Origin of the sequence: Streptomyces luomodiensis, from assembly GCF_031679605.1 — a bacterium.
GTDB classification, from domain to species: domain Bacteria; phylum Actinomycetota; class Actinomycetes; order Streptomycetales; family Streptomycetaceae; genus Streptomyces; species Streptomyces luomodiensis.
In genome coordinates this window covers 3,880,007-3,895,712 of the sequence record NZ_CP117522.1, presented here as the reverse complement: position 1 = coordinate 3,895,712, position 15,706 = coordinate 3,880,007, and the positions used below count along the sequence as shown (strand labels likewise).

At 72.1% G+C, this 15,706-nt stretch carries 11 protein-coding genes; 8 read left to right on the top strand and 3 right to left on the bottom strand.

The genetic code is table 11. The annotated features are described in order from the left end of the window. Positions 1-89: 89 nt before the first annotated feature. The gene (locus PS467_RS16240; RefSeq protein WP_311035891.1) at positions 90-599 is read left to right on the top strand and encodes a DUF3830 family protein; all 510 of its coding nucleotides are present in this window, start codon (positions 90-92) and stop codon (positions 597-599) included. 921 nt (positions 600-1,520) lie between these two features. On the opposite strand, the gene PS467_RS16235 is transcribed toward PS467_RS16240, so the two are convergent. Together PS467_RS16235 and PS467_RS16230 are read right to left on the bottom strand one after the other, a co-directional pair. Then, complete coding sequence (locus tag PS467_RS16235; protein ID WP_311035890.1) at positions 1,521-2,933, bottom strand: amidase; 1,413 nt, start codon at positions 2,931-2,933, stop codon at positions 1,521-1,523. Between the two features lie 25 nt (positions 2,934-2,958). After that, a complete protein-coding gene (locus tag PS467_RS16230) occupies positions 2,959-3,906 on the bottom strand; it encodes a D-2-hydroxyacid dehydrogenase (RefSeq protein WP_311035889.1) in 948 nt (315 codons plus the stop codon). 207 nt (positions 3,907-4,113) lie between these two features. On the opposite strand from PS467_RS16230, the gene PS467_RS16225 reads away from it, so the two are divergent. The 6 genes from PS467_RS16225 (at position 4,114) to PS467_RS16200 (ending at position 12,085) form a co-directional block, all read left to right on the top strand. Then, complete coding sequence (locus tag PS467_RS16225) at positions 4,114-5,100, top strand: maleate cis-trans isomerase family protein (protein ID WP_268972229.1); 987 nt, start codon at positions 4,114-4,116, stop codon at positions 5,098-5,100. 107 nt (positions 5,101-5,207) lie between these two features. Continuing rightward, positions 5,208-5,954, top strand: coding sequence for a maleate cis-trans isomerase family protein (locus PS467_RS16220; protein ID WP_311035888.1), 747 nt, complete (start codon positions 5,208-5,210; stop codon positions 5,952-5,954). A gap of 189 nt (positions 5,955-6,143) precedes the next feature. Continuing rightward, positions 6,144-7,385, top strand: coding sequence for an EfeM/EfeO family lipoprotein (locus tag PS467_RS16215; RefSeq protein WP_311035887.1), 1,242 nt, complete (start codon positions 6,144-6,146; stop codon positions 7,383-7,385). Further along, the gene (gene efeB, locus PS467_RS16210) at positions 7,382-8,602 is read left to right on the top strand and encodes an iron uptake transporter deferrochelatase/peroxidase subunit (protein WP_311035886.1); all 1,221 of its coding nucleotides are present in this window, start codon (positions 7,382-7,384) and stop codon (positions 8,600-8,602) included. The genes PS467_RS16215 and efeB overlap by 4 nt, the downstream gene beginning before the upstream one ends. Before the next feature lie 164 nt (positions 8,603-8,766). Further along, a complete protein-coding gene (locus tag PS467_RS16205; protein ID WP_311035885.1) occupies positions 8,767-10,635 on the top strand; it encodes a phospholipase C in 1,869 nt (622 codons plus the stop codon). A 271-nt stretch (positions 10,636-10,906) separates the two neighbouring features. Then, positions 10,907-12,085 carry an LLM class flavin-dependent oxidoreductase gene (locus PS467_RS16200; RefSeq protein ID WP_311035884.1) on the top strand — a complete coding sequence of 393 codons (1,179 nt, stop codon included), beginning with the start codon at positions 10,907-10,909 and terminating at the stop codon, positions 12,083-12,085. Here the strand turns inward: PS467_RS16200 and PS467_RS16195 are convergent. Beyond that, positions 12,082-14,007 carry a putative bifunctional diguanylate cyclase/phosphodiesterase gene (locus PS467_RS16195; RefSeq protein ID WP_311035883.1) on the bottom strand — a complete coding sequence of 642 codons (1,926 nt, stop codon included), beginning with the start codon at positions 14,005-14,007 and terminating at the stop codon, positions 12,082-12,084. The two genes, PS467_RS16200 and PS467_RS16195, sit on opposite strands and share 4 nt — an antisense overlap. 312 nt (positions 14,008-14,319) lie before the next feature. On the opposite strand from PS467_RS16195, the gene PS467_RS16190 reads away from it, so the two are divergent. After that, positions 14,320-15,588 (top strand): M6 family metalloprotease domain-containing protein, encoded by a 1,269-nt coding sequence (locus PS467_RS16190; protein ID WP_311035882.1) that lies wholly within the window; start codon positions 14,320-14,322, stop codon positions 15,586-15,588. The last annotated feature ends 118 nt before the right edge of the window (positions 15,589-15,706 follow it).

Here is a 15,706-nt window from a genome sequence, read left to right as displayed (position 1 = left end):
ATGCGGGCTGTTTCCGGCCCTTGATGAGGGTGATGCCTGGGTAGGCCCCTACGGCAGGACTGGTTCCGAAGCGACCTGGAGGAAAGTCGATGGTTGACCGAGCCGACCGGTTCATCGAGGTCTCGCTCGACAAGCGCGGAGTGAGCTGCACGGCCAAACTCCTTGACGATCTCGCCCCGATCACCTGCGAGGCGGTGTGGAACGCGCTGCCGCTGGGAGGTGATGTATATCACGCGAAGTACGCCCGGAATGAGATCTACGCGCTGGTGCCCCCCTTCGCGCCCGAGGAGCCGCCCCTGGAGAACCCGACGATCACCCCGATCCCCGGGGACCTGTGCTACTTCACCTTCACGGACACCCAGCTCGGGACGAGGTCCTACGGATACGAGACCGACGCCAAGCACCAGGGGCGGAGGCAGGTCGTCGACCTCGCGCTCTTCTACGAACGGAACAACCTGCTGATCAACGGCGACGCGGGCTGGGTGCCCGGGATCGTCTGGGGCACCGTCGTCGACGGCCTCGACCGCATGGCCGAAGCCTGTCAGGACCTATGGCGCGCCGGAGCGCTGGGGGAGTCCCTCAACTTCCGCCGGGCCTAGCACCCGGACCAGGCCGGAGCCCGGGGGTACGTCGTCCCTGGGTACGGCGTCCCGTGGGCGCGTCGCCCCGGGGCACCCCCGTCCCGTGGGCACGCCTCCCCTGGGTACGGCGTCCCGTGGGCACGCCGGCTCCCGGGGCATGTCGTCCTGTGGGTACGTCGGCTCCTGGGCGCGCTGTCCCGTGGGCACGCTGTCTCTTGGGCACGTCGTCCCGTGGGCGCGCTGTCCCGTGGGTACGCCGCCCCGGGGGCACCCCGTCCCGTGGGCGTGCTGTCCCCTGGGCACGCCGTCCCGGGGCATGCCAGCTCCCGGAGCCGGCCGGGTCCTGGACTCGGGCCGGTCCCTGGGCTGCGGGGACCCGAGCTGCGGGGCCCCGGGTCCCGGGGCGGCTCGGCAGGTGGCTCCGTAGGCGGCTCCGTAGGCGGCTCCGCCCAGGGGTCGGCCCGGCGGCGGGCTCCGGGCGCTTCGGGGCCTCGGAGCTCTCGGGCCGCCGGGGCCCTGGCGCGGGGCCGGCCCCCCGGTTCGCTGGGCGCTTTGGGGTCCGGGCCTTCCGGGCCGTTCGGGCGCTTCGGGGAGCGTGGCTCGCTCGCCGGGGTCTTCGGCTGCCGGGGCTTCGGGCCGTCGGCTTCGGGCCGCGCTGCGCCCAGCCGCGAGTTCCGGGGCGTCGCGGCCCTGGGCCGTCGCGGCCCTGGGCTGTCGGGTCTGGGGGCGCCGCGAATCCTGGGTCGCTCAGGTCCGCGGAACGCTGCGGGCTTCAGGCCGTCGGGGCCCGCCGCGGCATATGGCCCGCGCCGCAGCCTATGGCCCGCGCGCCGCGACGTACGGCCCACGGGCCCCCGGGTTGCCGGAACCCCCGGGCTGCCGGAATCCCCGGGTTGCCGGAATCCCCGGGTTGCCGGAATCCCTGGGCTGCCGGACTCCTCAGGCCGTCCGTGGGCGCACCCCGTCCGCCAGGCCCGCCTCGAACAGCGTGTGCGCCGCCCGTAGCACCAGCGCGTCCGCGTGGCGCGCGCCCACCAGCTGCACTCCGATCGGGAGCCCGGCACCGCTGAGTCCGCACGGCACCGAGGCCGCGGGCTGCTGGGTCAGGTTGAACGGATAGGTGAACGGCGTCCACCCGGTCCACCGGGTGTGCTCCGACCCCTTGGGCACCTCGACCCCGGCCTCGAACGCGGTGATCGGCAACGTCGGGGTGACCAGCAGGTCGTACGCGGAGTGGAAACGCCCCATGGCATGGCCGAGGGCCATCCGCACGTCCACGGCCGCCAGATAGTCCAGCGCGCTGTACGCCGCACCCTGGGCGCAGATCTCGCGCAGTCCCGGGTCCAGCAGCTCCCACTCCTCCTGCCCCAGCGGCTGCACCACCCGGGCCGCACCGCTGAACCACAGCGTGTGGAACGCCTCCACCGGGTCCTGGAACCCCGGGTCGATCTCCTCGACCACCGCGCCCAGCTCGGCCAGCAGATCCACCGCCCGCCGCACCGCCGCGGCCACCTCCGGGTCGACCGCGGCCGTCCCGCCGAGCGCGGGGCTGTAGGCCACCCGCAGCCCGTCCACCCCGCCGCCGGAGGCGAGCGCCTCCCGGAAGCTTCCCTCGGCCGGCGCCAGCTGCGACCAGTCGCGCCAGTCCGGGCCGGAGATCACATCCATCAGCAGCGCCGCGTCCGCCGCGTCCCGGGTCATCGGCCCCACATGGGCCAGCGTGCCGAACGCGCTCGCCGGGTAGAGCGGAACCCTCCCATAGGTGGGTTTCAACGCGAAGATGCCGCAGAAGGCCGCAGGGATACGGACCGAACCCCCGCCGTCCGTCCCCAGGCTCAGCGGGCCCGCGCCCAGCGCGACCGCTGCCGCGCTGCCGCCGCTGGAGCCGCCCGCGGTCCGCTGAGGATCGTAAGGATTGCCGGTGACCCCGTAGACCGGACTGTCGGTGACGCCCTTCCAGCCGAACTCCGGGGTCGTGGTCTTGCCCACGAACACCGCGCCGTGCTCGCGCAGCCGGGCCACCGAGGGCGCGTCCTCGTCCCACGCCTGGCCCTCGGGCCGTACGGTCCGCGAACCGCGCAGCGTGGGGGCGCCGCGCAGCAGCAGGATGTCCTTCACCGTCACCGGTACGCCGTCCACCAGGCCCGCCGGGGCCCCGCGCCGCCACCGCTCGGCGGACTCCTCCGCCTGCCGCAGCGCGCCCTCGGCGTCCACCCGGCTGAAGGCGTTCACCTCCGGCTGTACCTGTTCGATCCGGTGGAGGACGGCACGGGTCGCCTCGACCGGGGAGAGCTCGCCGGAGGCGTAGCGCTCGACGAGTTGAACGGCTGTCAGGTCGTGAAGGTCGGTCATCCGTCTCTCCGTTCAGGTCGTGCGATCAGTCCACCGGTACGTACCCGAGGCGCTTGTCGACGATGTTGAGCAGGGGTTCGCCGGCGCACCAGCGGTCGTAGTTGTCCTGGAACTGCTCGGCCAGATGGTCGCGCCACCCGATCGTGTCGCCGCTCATATGGGGCGAGACGAACAGCCCCGGCACGTCCCACAGGGGGTCGTCGGCGGTCAGCGGCTCATGTTCGAAGACGTCCAGCGCCGCGCCGCCGATCCGCCGGGCGACCAGGGCCGCCGTAAGGTCCTTCTCGACGACCAGGGGGCCGCGGCCGACGTTGATGAACCGGGCGGTGGGCTTCATCCGGTCGAAGGCGGACCGGTCGAACATGCCGCGGGTGGTGTCGGTGAGCGGCGCCGCGCACACCACCCAGTCGGCCCGCGGCAGCAGCTCGGGCAGCTCGTCACCGCCGCGCACGCCCTGCCGCGCGGTGCGGCCCACCAGGTCGACCACCACGCCGAGTGCGGCCAGGGTGGAGCCGATCGCCCGGCCGATGGGGCCCGCGCCCACGACCACGGCGCGCGTCCCGGCCAGCCGCATGGTCTCCCGGTGCTGCCATCGGCGTTGCCGCTGTAGCTCCCAACTCCCGTGGAAATCCTTGGCCATGGCGATCACCAGACCGGCAACGTACTCGGCGATCGGCTGTTCGAACACCCCGCGGGCGTTCGTCAGGACCGTGTCGGAGGCGATGAGTTCGGGGCAGAGCAGCCGGTCCACCCCCGCGCTCGCGGTGTGCACCCAGGCGGGCCTATGGCCCTTGCCGGGCCAGGCGTCGCGCACCGCGTCGGAGGTGAAATCCCAGACCAGGAGCACATCCGCGGCAGGAAGCGCCTCGGGCAGCGAAGCCTCGTCGCAGACGACGATCTTGGCCCGGTCGGCCACCCGGTCCAGACGGACGGGCGGCTGGTCGCCGAAGACGACAACTGTGCTTTCGGACATAGGCGGGAAACCATTTCGAAACGTGGATGGGTTTGCCTGAAGAAGGAGCGGGCAGGCGCCTCAGTTTGAGGATTGACCACGCTAGGCAGCGGAAACTACCGTCGTCAACAACGGCATCTGTCCCGGCGTCCCGGCATCAGGCCGGTATCTCTCCGTCGAAATCTCTGGCCAATGGTCCAGTCCCTCCGTTCTGTATTGGGGCTCGCTTTGGACGTCTCTTTTCTGGGTGGCCCACGGCCGCAGCGCGGCGTGGGTGTGGTGGCACCATTCGACTTCGCACTCGACCGTGAGCTGTGGCGCTGGGTACCGGACGAGGTTTCCCTGCACCTGACCCGTACCCCGTTCGTACCCGTCGAGGTGAGCCTCGACCTGGCCCGGCTCGTGAGCGAGCACGAGACCTTGCAGGAAGCGGTGCGGGCGCTGAGCGCCGTCGCACCGGAAGTGGTGTCGTACGCCTGCACCTCGGGCAGCTTCGTCGGCGGTGTGGCCGGTGAGCGGGCGATGTGCGCGGCGATGACCCAGGCGGGTGAGGTTCCGTCGCTGACCACCTCGGGCGCGCTGCTGGAGGCGCTGCGGGAGATCGGCGCCCGGCGGATCGCGGTGGTGACGCCGTACACCCGGTCGGTCACCGACTCACTGGAGGAGTATCTCGGCGAGGCCGGGATGACCGTCACCGGACGGGCGTACCTCGGACTGACCCGGCACATCTGGAAGGTGCCGTACCGCGATGTGGTCGACATGGCCCGGCAGGCGGTGGTCGGAGCGACCGACGCGCTCTTCATCAGCTGCACCAACCTGCCGACCTACGACGTGATTCCGCAGCTGGAGGCGGAGTTGCGGATGCCCGTGCTGTCCGCGAACCAGGTCACGATGTGGGCGGCGCTGCGGGCGATCGGCGCCCAGGCCGTGGGCCCGTACCAGGCGCTGCTGGACCCGCTCGCCCGGTCCGGTCCGGCGGGGATGTCGGTGCCGCCGATGGGCGGCCCGCTCCCGGTGACGGACCAGGTCGTCGGGTCGGTGCTCGGGGCCGTGGAGGCGGTGGAGTCCGTGGTGGAGGAGCCGGAGGCGGCGCTGGCCGGGGCCGCGCCGCCGGGGTCGGACGGCGATCCGGCCGACGGGCTCGACCCGGGCTTCGGGTCCGGCGTCGGTGAGGGGCCCTACCTCGACGATTCGGGAGGTCCGTCGCCGGTGTGAGGGGAACCGCCCGGCGGGTGGGAACCCGCCGGGCGTCCGCGGTGTAGGAGAAGTGACAGCAGTGCAGGGGGCGGCGCTCGCGGGGGCCGCCAGTTAAGGAGGCAGCCATGGTGGACTCGACCCGGCCGACCCCGAACACGGTGGGCTTTCTCTACCCCGGATACTCCGCCGAGGACGAATATCCGCGCCTGGAAGGCATCCTGGGCGGCGACGTCCGGCTTCCCCTGGTCCATACCGACATCGGTGAGGACGCCCACCGGGTGGACGCCCTGCTGGAGATGGGGTCGGCGGCCCGCCTCGCGGCCGGGGTCGCCGAGCTCGCCGAGCGCGGTGCCCAGGCTGTGGTCTGGGCCTGCACCAGTGCCAGCTTCGTCTTCGGCTGGGAGGGCGCCGAGGAGCAGGTGCGCGAGCTGAGCGAGACGGCCGGTATGCCCGCCTCCAGCACCTCCTTCGCCTTCGCCCACGCGGTGCAGGCGCTCGGCGCCGAGCGGGTGGCCATCGCCGCCACCTACCCGGAGGATGTCGCCGATTACTTCAGGGCATTTTTGAAGGCGGCGGGCGCGGAGGTGGTCTCGATGTGCGGCAGCGGGATCATCACGGCAGCGGAGGTCGGCACCTGGGGCCGGGAGGAGGTGCTGCGGCTGGCCCGCGCCGGGGACCATCCCGAGGCCCAGGCGGTGCTCCTGCCGGACACCGCCCTGCACACCGCCGCCTGGATTCCGGATCTGGAGGCGGAGCTGGGCAAGCCGGTGCTCACCGCCAACCAGGTCACGGTCTGGGAGGGGCTGCGGCTGCTGGGCCGCGATCCGGTCCATGACCGGCTGGGCACGCTCTTCGCCCGAAGCGGCGGATAGCGGCGGACGGCCGTCGACAGCTGTGGACGGCCGCGGGCAGCCGTGGACGGCCGCGGTGGTGCGGGTGCGGGCGGGCGCGGGCGGAGTGGTCGAGGAGTCGGTGAAGGGGAGCTGAACCCCGGCGGAATTGCATGGTGCACCTTCCCCACCGGTGCATTCCGCTTACCGGAGTGCGCCTAGCATGCAGCCGTGCGTCGCCAACAGCTCTCTCCTGTCCCACCGGCACGTCATCTGCTGGCCGCCGGTGCGGTGACGGTGGCGGCGGCCGTCGGGATCGGCGCGCTGGCGGTCGGCGGAGACTCCTCCTCCGGTCCTCGTCCGAAACCCTCCGCGAGCCGGAGCGCGACGGCATCGGACGGGCTGCGGCACACCTCCGTCGAGGTGTCCGAGGGCGGCTGCGGCCGCGGCTGGTCCCATGCCGCCGGTGGCAAACAGGTCTTCGATCTGCGGAACACCTCCAGCAGACCGGCCGAGGTCTACCTCACCGATCCGTCGAGCGGCGCCGTCTACGGAGAGATGGAGGGCCTGGGCCCCGGCACCAGCAGACCGCTGAGCGTCACGCTCGGCGGGGGCTCCTACGCCTTCGTCTGCCTGCCCGAGGACGCGGACGCGGTGACCGGGCCCACCGTCACCGTCCCCGGACCGGCGCGGGGCGGCGGACCCGCCGCGCTTCCGGTCAGCCAGCAGGATCTGATCCCGCCCACCATCGCCTACCAGAAGTGGGTGGCGGGCCGGATGGACGAGCTGGTGCGGCGCACGGACGCGCTGCGCTCGGCCGTCCACTGCGGTGATCTGACAGCGGCGCGTGCGGACTGGCTGCCCGCCCACCTGGTGTACGAGCGGATGGGCGCCGCCTATGGCGCCTTCGGCGATGCCGACGCGGCGATCAACGGCACCACGGCGGGGCTGTCCGGCGGGGTCCACGACGCGGACTTCACCGGGTTCCACCGCCTTGAGTACGGCCTGTGGCACGGCGAGTCCGCGCGTGCCCTGCGCCCGGTCGCCGACCGGCTCGTCAAGGACGTCCGGCGGCTGCGGGACGACTGGCCGCAGGCGCGGGTGGACCCGGCCGACCTGGGCCTGCGGGCGCACGAGATCATGGAGAACACCGTGCAGTTCGAGCTGACCGGCCGCACCGACTACGGCAGCGGCACCAATCTGGCCACCGCGCGGGCCAACCTCGACGGCACCCGGGCCGTGCTGCGCCGGCTGGAGCCGCTGCTGAAGCCGCGTGCCCCGTGGCTGCCCGAGCTCAAGAGCGAACTGGACCGCACCCAGCGGACCCTGGAGCGCTCGCACTATGGGGACCGCTGGACCCCGCTGGACCGGCTCGGCCGCACCGGGCGCCAGCGGCTCAACGCGGACGCGGGCGCGCTGGTGGAGCGGCTGGCGCGGGTGGCGGCGCTGATGGATGTGCGGAGGACCCGGTGAGCGAGGTGCTGCGCAGGGGCTTTCTGCTGGGCGCGGCCGCGGGCACGGTCGGCGCGGTGGCGGGCGCGGCCGCGAGCCCGGCGGCCGCGAAGGGAGGCGAGCGGGAGAAGCGGCCCGCCCGCGTCTCCTTCCACGGCCCCCATCAGGCCGGCATCCTCACCCCGCCCCAGCGGTCCACCGCGTTCATCGCCTTCGACGCCGTGGCCGAGGGGCGCGAGGAGCTGGCCGACGCCTTCCGTACGCTCACCGAGCGGTGCCGTTTTCTCACCGCCGGAGGCACCCCCGACCCGGTCGGCATCACCGCGCCGCCCGCCGACTCCGGCACCCTGGGCCCGCAGGTGGCCGCCGACCGGCTGACCGTCACGGTCGGCGTGGGCGCCGCGCTCTTCGACGAGCGCTACGGACTGCGGGACCGCAAGCCCCGCCGGCTGCGCGCGATGCCGTCCTTCCCCGACGACGACCTCGACCCCGACTGGTGCCATGGCGACCTGAGCCTCCAACTGTGCGCCGACAACACGGACACGGTGCTGCACGCCCTGCGCGACATCGCCCGGCACACCAGGGGCGCGCTACAGATCCGCTGGCGCGTCGACGGCTTCGTCAGCCCGCCGCGCCCGTCCGGCACCCCGCGCAACCACCTGGGGTTCAAGGACGGCACCGCCAACCCGGACACCGAGGACGCCCGGGTGATGGACCGCCTGGTGTGGACCGGCGTCCACGCCGGTGAACCGGCCTGGACGACCGGCGGCAGCTATCAGGTGATCCGGCTGATCCGGATGCTGGTGGAGTTCTGGGACCGGGTGTCGATCAGTGAGCAGGAGCGCATCGTCGGCCGCAGCCGGGACTCGGGCGCCCCGCTGGACGGTCAGCACGAGTTCGACACCCCGCGCTACGCCCAGGATCCCAAGGGCGATGTCATCCCCCTGGACAGCCATATACGGCTGGCCAATCCGCGGACCGCCCGGACCGAGGACCAGCGCATACTCCGCCGTGCCTACAACTACGACCGGGGCGTGGACGGCAACGGCAACTTGGACATGGGGCTGCTGTTCTGCTGCTATCAGCAGGATCTCGTGCGTCAGTTCGAGACCGTGCAGAAGCGTCTGGCGGGCGAGCCGCTGGTGGACTACATCTCTCCGTTCGGCGGCGGCTATTTCTTCGCCCTTCCCGGGGTGAAGGACCGCACCGACTGGCTGGGCCGGACCCTTCTGTCCTGATCAGCGGCGAGTGTCGCCCCACCATCCGGTCAAGAACGCCCCAAGAGTTCCTTGGATTCTCCTGACCCTCTATTCACGCGGTGGCCTCCATGGATTCCATCGGAGAGTCCGCTCGCGGCAGAGGATCAGGCGCAGGCTCAAAGCGATTCAGGTGGAGGCATGGCATGGGCGGCACGGCAGGATCCGAAGGCGGCCGGCGGCGGGGCCGGGCCACGCGCTGGGGTGCCCTGGCCGGGGCGGCGGCCCTGGCGACCGTGGGCGGGGTGGCCCCGGCATGGGCCGCGCCCACGAAGGACGGCTCAACCGCGACCCCGGTGAAGCATGTGGTGGTGATCTTCGACGAGAACATCTCGTTCGACCACTACTTCGGCACCTACCCGAAGGCGGCGAACACGGACGGCACGACGTTCACGCCCGCCAAGGACACCCCCAAGGACATCGACACCCTGGCGCACGCGGGTCTGCTGGAGAAGAACCCCAATCTCTACCGGCCCAAGCGGCTGACCAGCGACCAGGCCATGACCTGCGACCAGAACCACTCCTACGGCCCCGAGCAGTACGCGGCCAATGGCGGCAAGGCCGATCAGTTCGTGGAGAACACCGAGGTCAGCAAGTGCAGCGGACTGTTCGGCGAGCCCGGTCTGGTGATGGACTACTACGACGGCAACACCGTCACCGGGCTGTGGAACTACGCCCAGCACTACGCGATGAGCGACCGCTCCTTCAGCTCGGCCTACGGCCCCTCCAGCCCCGGAGCGCTGGAGCTGATCTCCGGACAGACCCACGGTGTGATCTCCACCGACCCCACGTCCTCCACCGAGCACCCTGAGCAGACCGACAAGCCGGACGCGTACACGGTGGCCTCACCGGACGCCAAGGGTGTCGGCACGATGATCAACGACCCGGACCCGGCCTTCGACGACTGCTCCAACAAGGACCACACCAGCAGCAACGCCCTGGCCCGGATGCTGGGCAGGAACATCGGCGACCTGCTCAACGCCAAAGGCGTGACCTGGGGCTGGTTCCAGGGCGGCTTCCGTCCCAGCACCGCCTGGGACGGCACACAGGACCACTACGCCAAGTGCTCGGGCACCACCCACAAGAACGTCGGCGGTGCCGCGTCGGTGGACTACAGCCCGCACCACAACCCGTTCCAGTACTACGAGTCCACGGCCAACCCCCACCACCTCCCGCCGAAGAACGTCCAGGAGATCGGCCGGAGCGGTCAGGCCAACCACAACTACGACCTCACCGACTTCGACGCGGCGCTCAGGACCGGCCATCTGCCCGCCGTCAGCTTCCTGAAGGCCGCCGAGTACCAGGACGGCCACGCGGCCTACTCCGACCCGATCGACGAGCAGCACTTCCTGGTCAAGCAGATCAACGCGATCCAGAAGTCGCCGCAGTGGAAGGACACCGCTGTCGTCGTCGCGTACGACGACAGCGACGGCTGGTACGACCACGCCTACGTCAAGCCCGCCAACGGGTCGACCGACCGGACCACCGGCTCGAACGGCAAGGCCACCGACAGCCCCGCCTGCCAGTCCGGCCCGAAGCCCGCGGGCGGGTACCAGGACCGCTGCGGCCCCGGCCCCCGGCAGCCGCTGCTGGTGATCTCCCCGTTCAGCAAGGCCAACAAGGTCGACCACACCCAGACCGAGCAGACGTCGATCACCCGCTTCATCGAGGACAACTGGCACACCGGCCGGATCGGTGACGCCTCCTTCGACAGCCGGGCGAACACCCTCTCCGGACTGTTCGACTTCCGCCACCCCAACAACACCCAGGTGCTGCTCAAGCCGGACGGTTCGGTCGCGTCGGTGCACAAGGCCGGTCACTACACGACCTCGCCCCTGGCTGCCGATGCCCCGATCGTGAACGCCGCCCCCGTCCCGGCCCTGGCCGACGACCAGGACAGCTCCGTGGCCCTGCCCATCGGCCTCACCACGGGCGTGCTGGTGCTCGGTGGCGCCGGTGCGGCGCTGGCCGTCCACCGCCGCCGCACCGCGCGGACCGCCGGCCAGGCCCGGTAGGCCCGGTGGCCTGGCCCGCCCGAGGGCCACGGCACACCGCCGTCGGGTCCGCCGCCACACCTCCTCCCCGGGTGACGGCGGACCCGGCCGTACGACCGCCGGAACACCGCCCCGGTGCGCAGGGGGAGCCCCGGTGCGCAGGGGGAATGGACGTGGGGAATAAGCGGAGCCATTCTCCGGTTGAATGTCGCCGGTACACGTGGACGTGCCACGTGGACTTCAGACGGACCGACGTACGCGCACCGCAGTGCGACCAGGGAGGCGGGCCACCGTGGCCGATGAGCAGGACCGGCGAGACGACCAGCGCGACCCCATCCGGGCCCGGCCCCTCGGCAGCGCACCGGTGCCGCTGTCGGTGCTGGACCTGGCGACCGTTGGCAGCGGGGTGTCCGCCGCCGAGGCGCTGCGGACCACCACCGAGCTCGCCCGGCTCACCGAGCGCCGGGGCTTCCACCGCTTCTGGGTCGCCGAGCACCACTCCATGCCCGGGATCGCCAGCTCCTCCCCGGCAGTGGTCCTCGCCCACCTCGCCGCGCACACCGAGCGGATCCGGCTGGGTTCCGGCGGGGTGATGCTCCCCAACCACGCCCCGCTGGTCATCGCCGAGCAGTTCGGCACCCTGGAGGCGCTCGCCCCCGGCCGGGTGGACCTCGGCCTGGGCCGCGCGCCCGGCACCGACGGGGCCACGGCCGCCGCGCTGCGCCGCACCGACCGGCTGCGCGAGGGCGCCGACGACTTCCCCCAGCAGCTCGCCGAGCTGACCCGCTTCCTCGACGACGACTTCCCCGACGGCCACCGGTACGCCCGTATCCACGCGGTGCCGGGGCCGGTGCAGAGCACCGTGCCCGGCGGGGTGCCGTCCGTCGGCCGGCCCTCGATCTGGCTGCTGGGCTCGAGCGGGTTCAGCGCCCGGCTGGCCGGAATGCTCGGTCTGCCGTTCTCCTTCGCCCACCACTTCTCCGCGGCCAACACCATCCCCGCGCTCGACCTCTACCGCGAGACGTTCCGGCCGTCCGCCGTGCTGGACCGGCCGTACGCCTCGATCGGCGTCTCGGCCTTCGCCGCCGAGGACGAGAAGGAGGCCCACCGCCAGGTGCTCACCGGCGCCCTGTCCATGGTCCGGCTGCGCACCGGACGCCCCGGCCTAGTCCCGACGCCCGAGGAGGCCGAGGCGTACGAGTTCAGCGAGATCGAGCGCGACTTCGTTAACAGCTGGCTCGCCAATGTCGAGTACGGCACCCCGGACCAGGTCCGCGAGGGGCTCGACGGGCTGATCAAGCGCACCGGTGTGGACGAAATCAAGATCACGGCCAATGCCCACGGCCGCGCGGCCCGCCTGCACTCGTACGAGCTGATCGCGGACGCCTACGACCTCCCGACGGCGACGACGGACCGGACGCGGCAGACGGACCCGACGGAGGACACCGCGCGGACCGGGGCACAGCGCTAGCCGGACGCCGGGCGGGCGGTGATCATCGCCTGGATGCGGTCCGGCGGCACCGGACGGGAGTAGAACCACCCCTGTCCCGTATCGCAGCCGATCCGCCCCAGCCGCTCCGCCTGCTCGGCGCTCTCCACGCACTCGGCCGTCACCGTGAGACCCAGCCGGTGCGCGAGCTGCACCAGCGCCTCGACGATGGTCTCGTCGGCCGGGTTCGGATGCTCCTCCGCCCGGAACCCCTGGACGAACGAACCGTCCAGCTTGAGCGTGGAGACCGGCAGCCGGCTGAGATAGGCGAGGTTGGAGTAGCCCGTCCCGAAGTCGTCGATCGCGATGGCCACCCCCATGTCGCTGAGCCGCTGCAACGCCTGCAACGGCCGCCCCGCCGACCCCATCACCGCCGACTCGGTCAGCTCCAGCTGGAGCAGCCGCGGCGGCAGCCCGGTCTCCGCCAGGATCGCCCCGACATCGGCCACCAGATCGGAGTCCCACACCTGGCGGACCGCCACATTGACGCTGACGACCAGCGGATGCGCCGGATGGGCCAGCTGCCAGACGCGGGCCTGGCGACAGGCGGTGCGCAGCACCCACCGGCCCAGCGGCACGATCGCGCCGTTCTCCTCGGCCAGGGGGATGAACCGGTTCGGCGACAGCCGGCCGAACTGCGGATGGTCCCAGCGCACCAGCGCCTCCACCCCCCGAACCACCCCGTCGCCCAGCCCCACCAGCGGCTGGTAGTCGAGCACGAACTCATCCCGCTCGACCGCTGGGCGTAGGGTGCTGGACAGCGCCTGCCGGGTCATCCGATGCGCGTTGCGCTCCGGGTCGAAGAGGGTCCAGCGCGCCTTGCCGTCCTCCTTGGCCCAGTACAGCGTGGTGTCCGCGGCCTGCATCAGCCAGGTGGTGTGGGTGCCGGCCGCGGGCCGTTCCACCACACCGATGCTCGCCGACACCGACAGCCGCTGTCCGCCCACGTCGAACGGCTCCTGGAGGGCGGCCAGCACCGACCGGGCGAGGTCGCACAGCTGCTCGGTGCCGGTGGAGTTGCGGACCAGCAGGGCGAACTCGTCACCGCCGAGCCGCGCCACCAGATGGCCGCCGGCCGCCGCGCAGTCGGTGAGCCGCTGGGCGACGGCGCCGAGCAGCCGGTCGCCGACCCGGTGGCCGAGGGTGTCGTTGACCGCCTTGAAGCCGTCCAGGTCGAGATAGCAGAGCCCGATCCGGCCGGTGCCCTCGTGGTCGTAGGTGGCCGCCTCCAGCGCCGAGGCCATCCGCTCGAAGAACAGGCTGCGGTTGGGCAGCCGGGTCACCGGATCGTGCATCTGCAGATGGCGCAGCCGCCCCTGGAGGTCCCGCTGGTCGCTGATGTCGGCCATGGACAGCAGCAGGCTGCAGCTGTCCGGTGCGGGCTCGAGGTTGATCTCGGCCCACAGGGCGTGGCCGTCGGCGCGCAGCAGCCGGCGGGTGCGGCGCAGCCGCTCGCGACGGCCGCTCAGGACGTCCTGGTACTCGCCCCAGGTACGCGGGTCCTCGCGCAGATCGGCCAGGTCCGCCGCGTCCCGGCTGGTCAGCAGGTCCGGGTCGGTGCCGAGCAGGGCGCCCAGCGCGGGATTGGCGTCCAGCACCCTGCCCGCGCGGTCGACGACGGCCATGGCGAGGCGCGCCACGGTGAAGGCGGCGCGGTAGTCGCCGGGCGCGGGCCCCGGGGCGGGGCCGGCGCTGGGGGGCGTGCCCGGAGCCGGGGGCGCCCCCGGGGCCGGAAGTACGCCGGCGTCCTCCGCTACGGGAGGGACGCTGGGGAAGGCATCACGCTCTGTGATCGTCGGCAGCGTCGCGCCGGGCGCGCGGCCCTGCCCGTCGGGGGTTCCGCTCACCGCTCGCTCCCGCGTGGCGTTGGTTGTGTCCAGGTCTTTCGTACACGTCTTGGGCATGTCTCACACCGGGTGCCGGGCAGACCGTAACCGCCTGCCTGAAGGGGGATTCCCCGTGGGAAATGTGCCGATCATAGGGGCTCGTACTCCGGGCGTTCCATCGACGTCATCGCGCTCACCGCCGCCTTGACAAGGTGTTTGGTCGTATCTGTTCGACTCTGCGCGGGCAAAAAGCCGCTCTGACCGATTGTGACCGTCTGTTACGTACCCGGATAGCGGCCTCTTCACTCGACCAGCCCATCTCAACAGGGCGTACCCCGCCCATCCACCTCAGGGTGGAGTGGGTGTTCCGACTACGCCCGGGAGGTCGACATGGTGCGTCCTCAGGTACCCGAGGGGGTGCACCGTCAGCCTCGGCTGCGTCGGACCGGGGCCCTGCTCACCTCGTTGAGCGCGTTGATCGCGACCACCGTGGTGGCGGGCCCCGCCGTCGCGGCCGGCCCCGGCGGCCCCTGTGACCTGGAACGCACCGAAGCCCACCACTCGGAGGGCCTGGACACCTGGAACTCCCGCTATCCGCGCCCGGTGCGCGGGCTGGACGCGGCGATGGTCTTCCTGTCCTTCCCGGACGCCAGGCCCGGGGTGACCCCCGCCCGGCTGGCCGCCGACCACATCCCCGCGACCCCCGACTTCTTCGCACGGGCCTCCTACGGGAGGTTCCGCCTGCGGGTGCATCCGCTGCGGCGCTGGATCACCATGCCCCAGCGGTCCACCGCGTACGCCATACAGCGCGACTGGAACGCCAAGCGCCGCGCCGCGTATCTGCGCGACGCCATCGAGGCCGCCGATCCGCACCTCGACTTCGGCCGCTATGACCTCGTCTATCTGGTCGCCGACCCCGATGCCCCCGGTGTGGACGCCGACGCGACCAAAGTGGTCAACTTCGAAAAGCCACTGCGCGCGGACGGTGTCGCTCTGCGCCGCCTGGTGACTGTTTTTGAACACCACCCGCCGGACCGCAATGTCCTGGCCCATGAGACCGGCCATGTCTTCGACCTGCCCGACCTCTATCACCGGCCGAAGGACACCGACGGCAACGCCGAATGGGACACCCACGTCGGCGACTGGGACCTGATGGGCAGCCAGTTCGGCATGGCCCCCGAACCGTTCGGCTGGCACAAGTGGAAGCTCGGCTGGCTCGGCACACGCCAGGTGGCCTGCGACCGCGCCACCGGCCCGCACGGATACACCCTCCAGCCCATCGGCGCCCCCATGGCGCGGGGCGGGTCCGGTGCCGACACCCGCACCCGGCTGGTCGTGGTCCGCACCGGACCCACCACCGCGCTGGCCATCGAGGCGCGCGGCGCCCGTGGCAACGACTCCGGCACCTGCACCCAGGGCGTGCTGGTCTACCGCGTGCACAACGACAAGGCGTCGGGCGACGGCCCCGTCCAGGTCCTGGACGGCCACCCCGCCACCTCCGCCTGCTGGAACGAGTCGGTCTACCCCGAACTCGCCGACGCCCCACTCGGCGTCGGCGACAGCATGTGGGTCGAGGAGGACTCCGTACGGATCACGGTGACCGGCCGCGCCGCCGACGGGGGCTGGACCGTCCGGGTCAACCGCCGGGCGCGCGCCTGACGCATCCGCGCCATGGGACAGGTGTGCGACGGGCGTATTTGCCCGCGAATCGATGGAATGCCCGAGAGAGCAGGGGAATAATCGTCATGCGGGGTGATGGCGGGGGCGCGGACATCAG

Excerpts from the sequence above, each read along its gene's own strand:
- PS467_RS16190 (WP_311035882.1), top strand. The coding sequence starts at position 14,320 with ATGGTGCGTCCTCAGGTACCCGAGGGGGTGCACCGTCAGCCTCGGCTG.
- PS467_RS16230 (WP_311035889.1), bottom strand. The coding sequence starts at position 3,906 with ATGTCCGAAAGCACAGTTGTCGTCTTCGGCGACCAGCCGCCCGTCCGT.
- PS467_RS16195 (WP_311035883.1), bottom strand. The coding sequence starts at position 14,007 with ATGCCCAAGACGTGTACGAAAGACCTGGACACAACCAACGCCACGCGG.
- PS467_RS16240 (WP_311035891.1), top strand. The coding sequence starts at position 90 with ATGGTTGACCGAGCCGACCGGTTCATCGAGGTCTCGCTCGACAAGCGC.
- PS467_RS16235 (WP_311035890.1), bottom strand. The coding sequence starts at position 2,933 with ATGACCGACCTTCACGACCTGACAGCCGTTCAACTCGTCGAGCGCTAC.
- PS467_RS16220 (WP_311035888.1), top strand. The coding sequence starts at position 5,208 with ATGGTGGACTCGACCCGGCCGACCCCGAACACGGTGGGCTTTCTCTAC.
- PS467_RS16205 (WP_311035885.1), top strand. The coding sequence starts at position 8,767 with ATGGGCGGCACGGCAGGATCCGAAGGCGGCCGGCGGCGGGGCCGGGCC.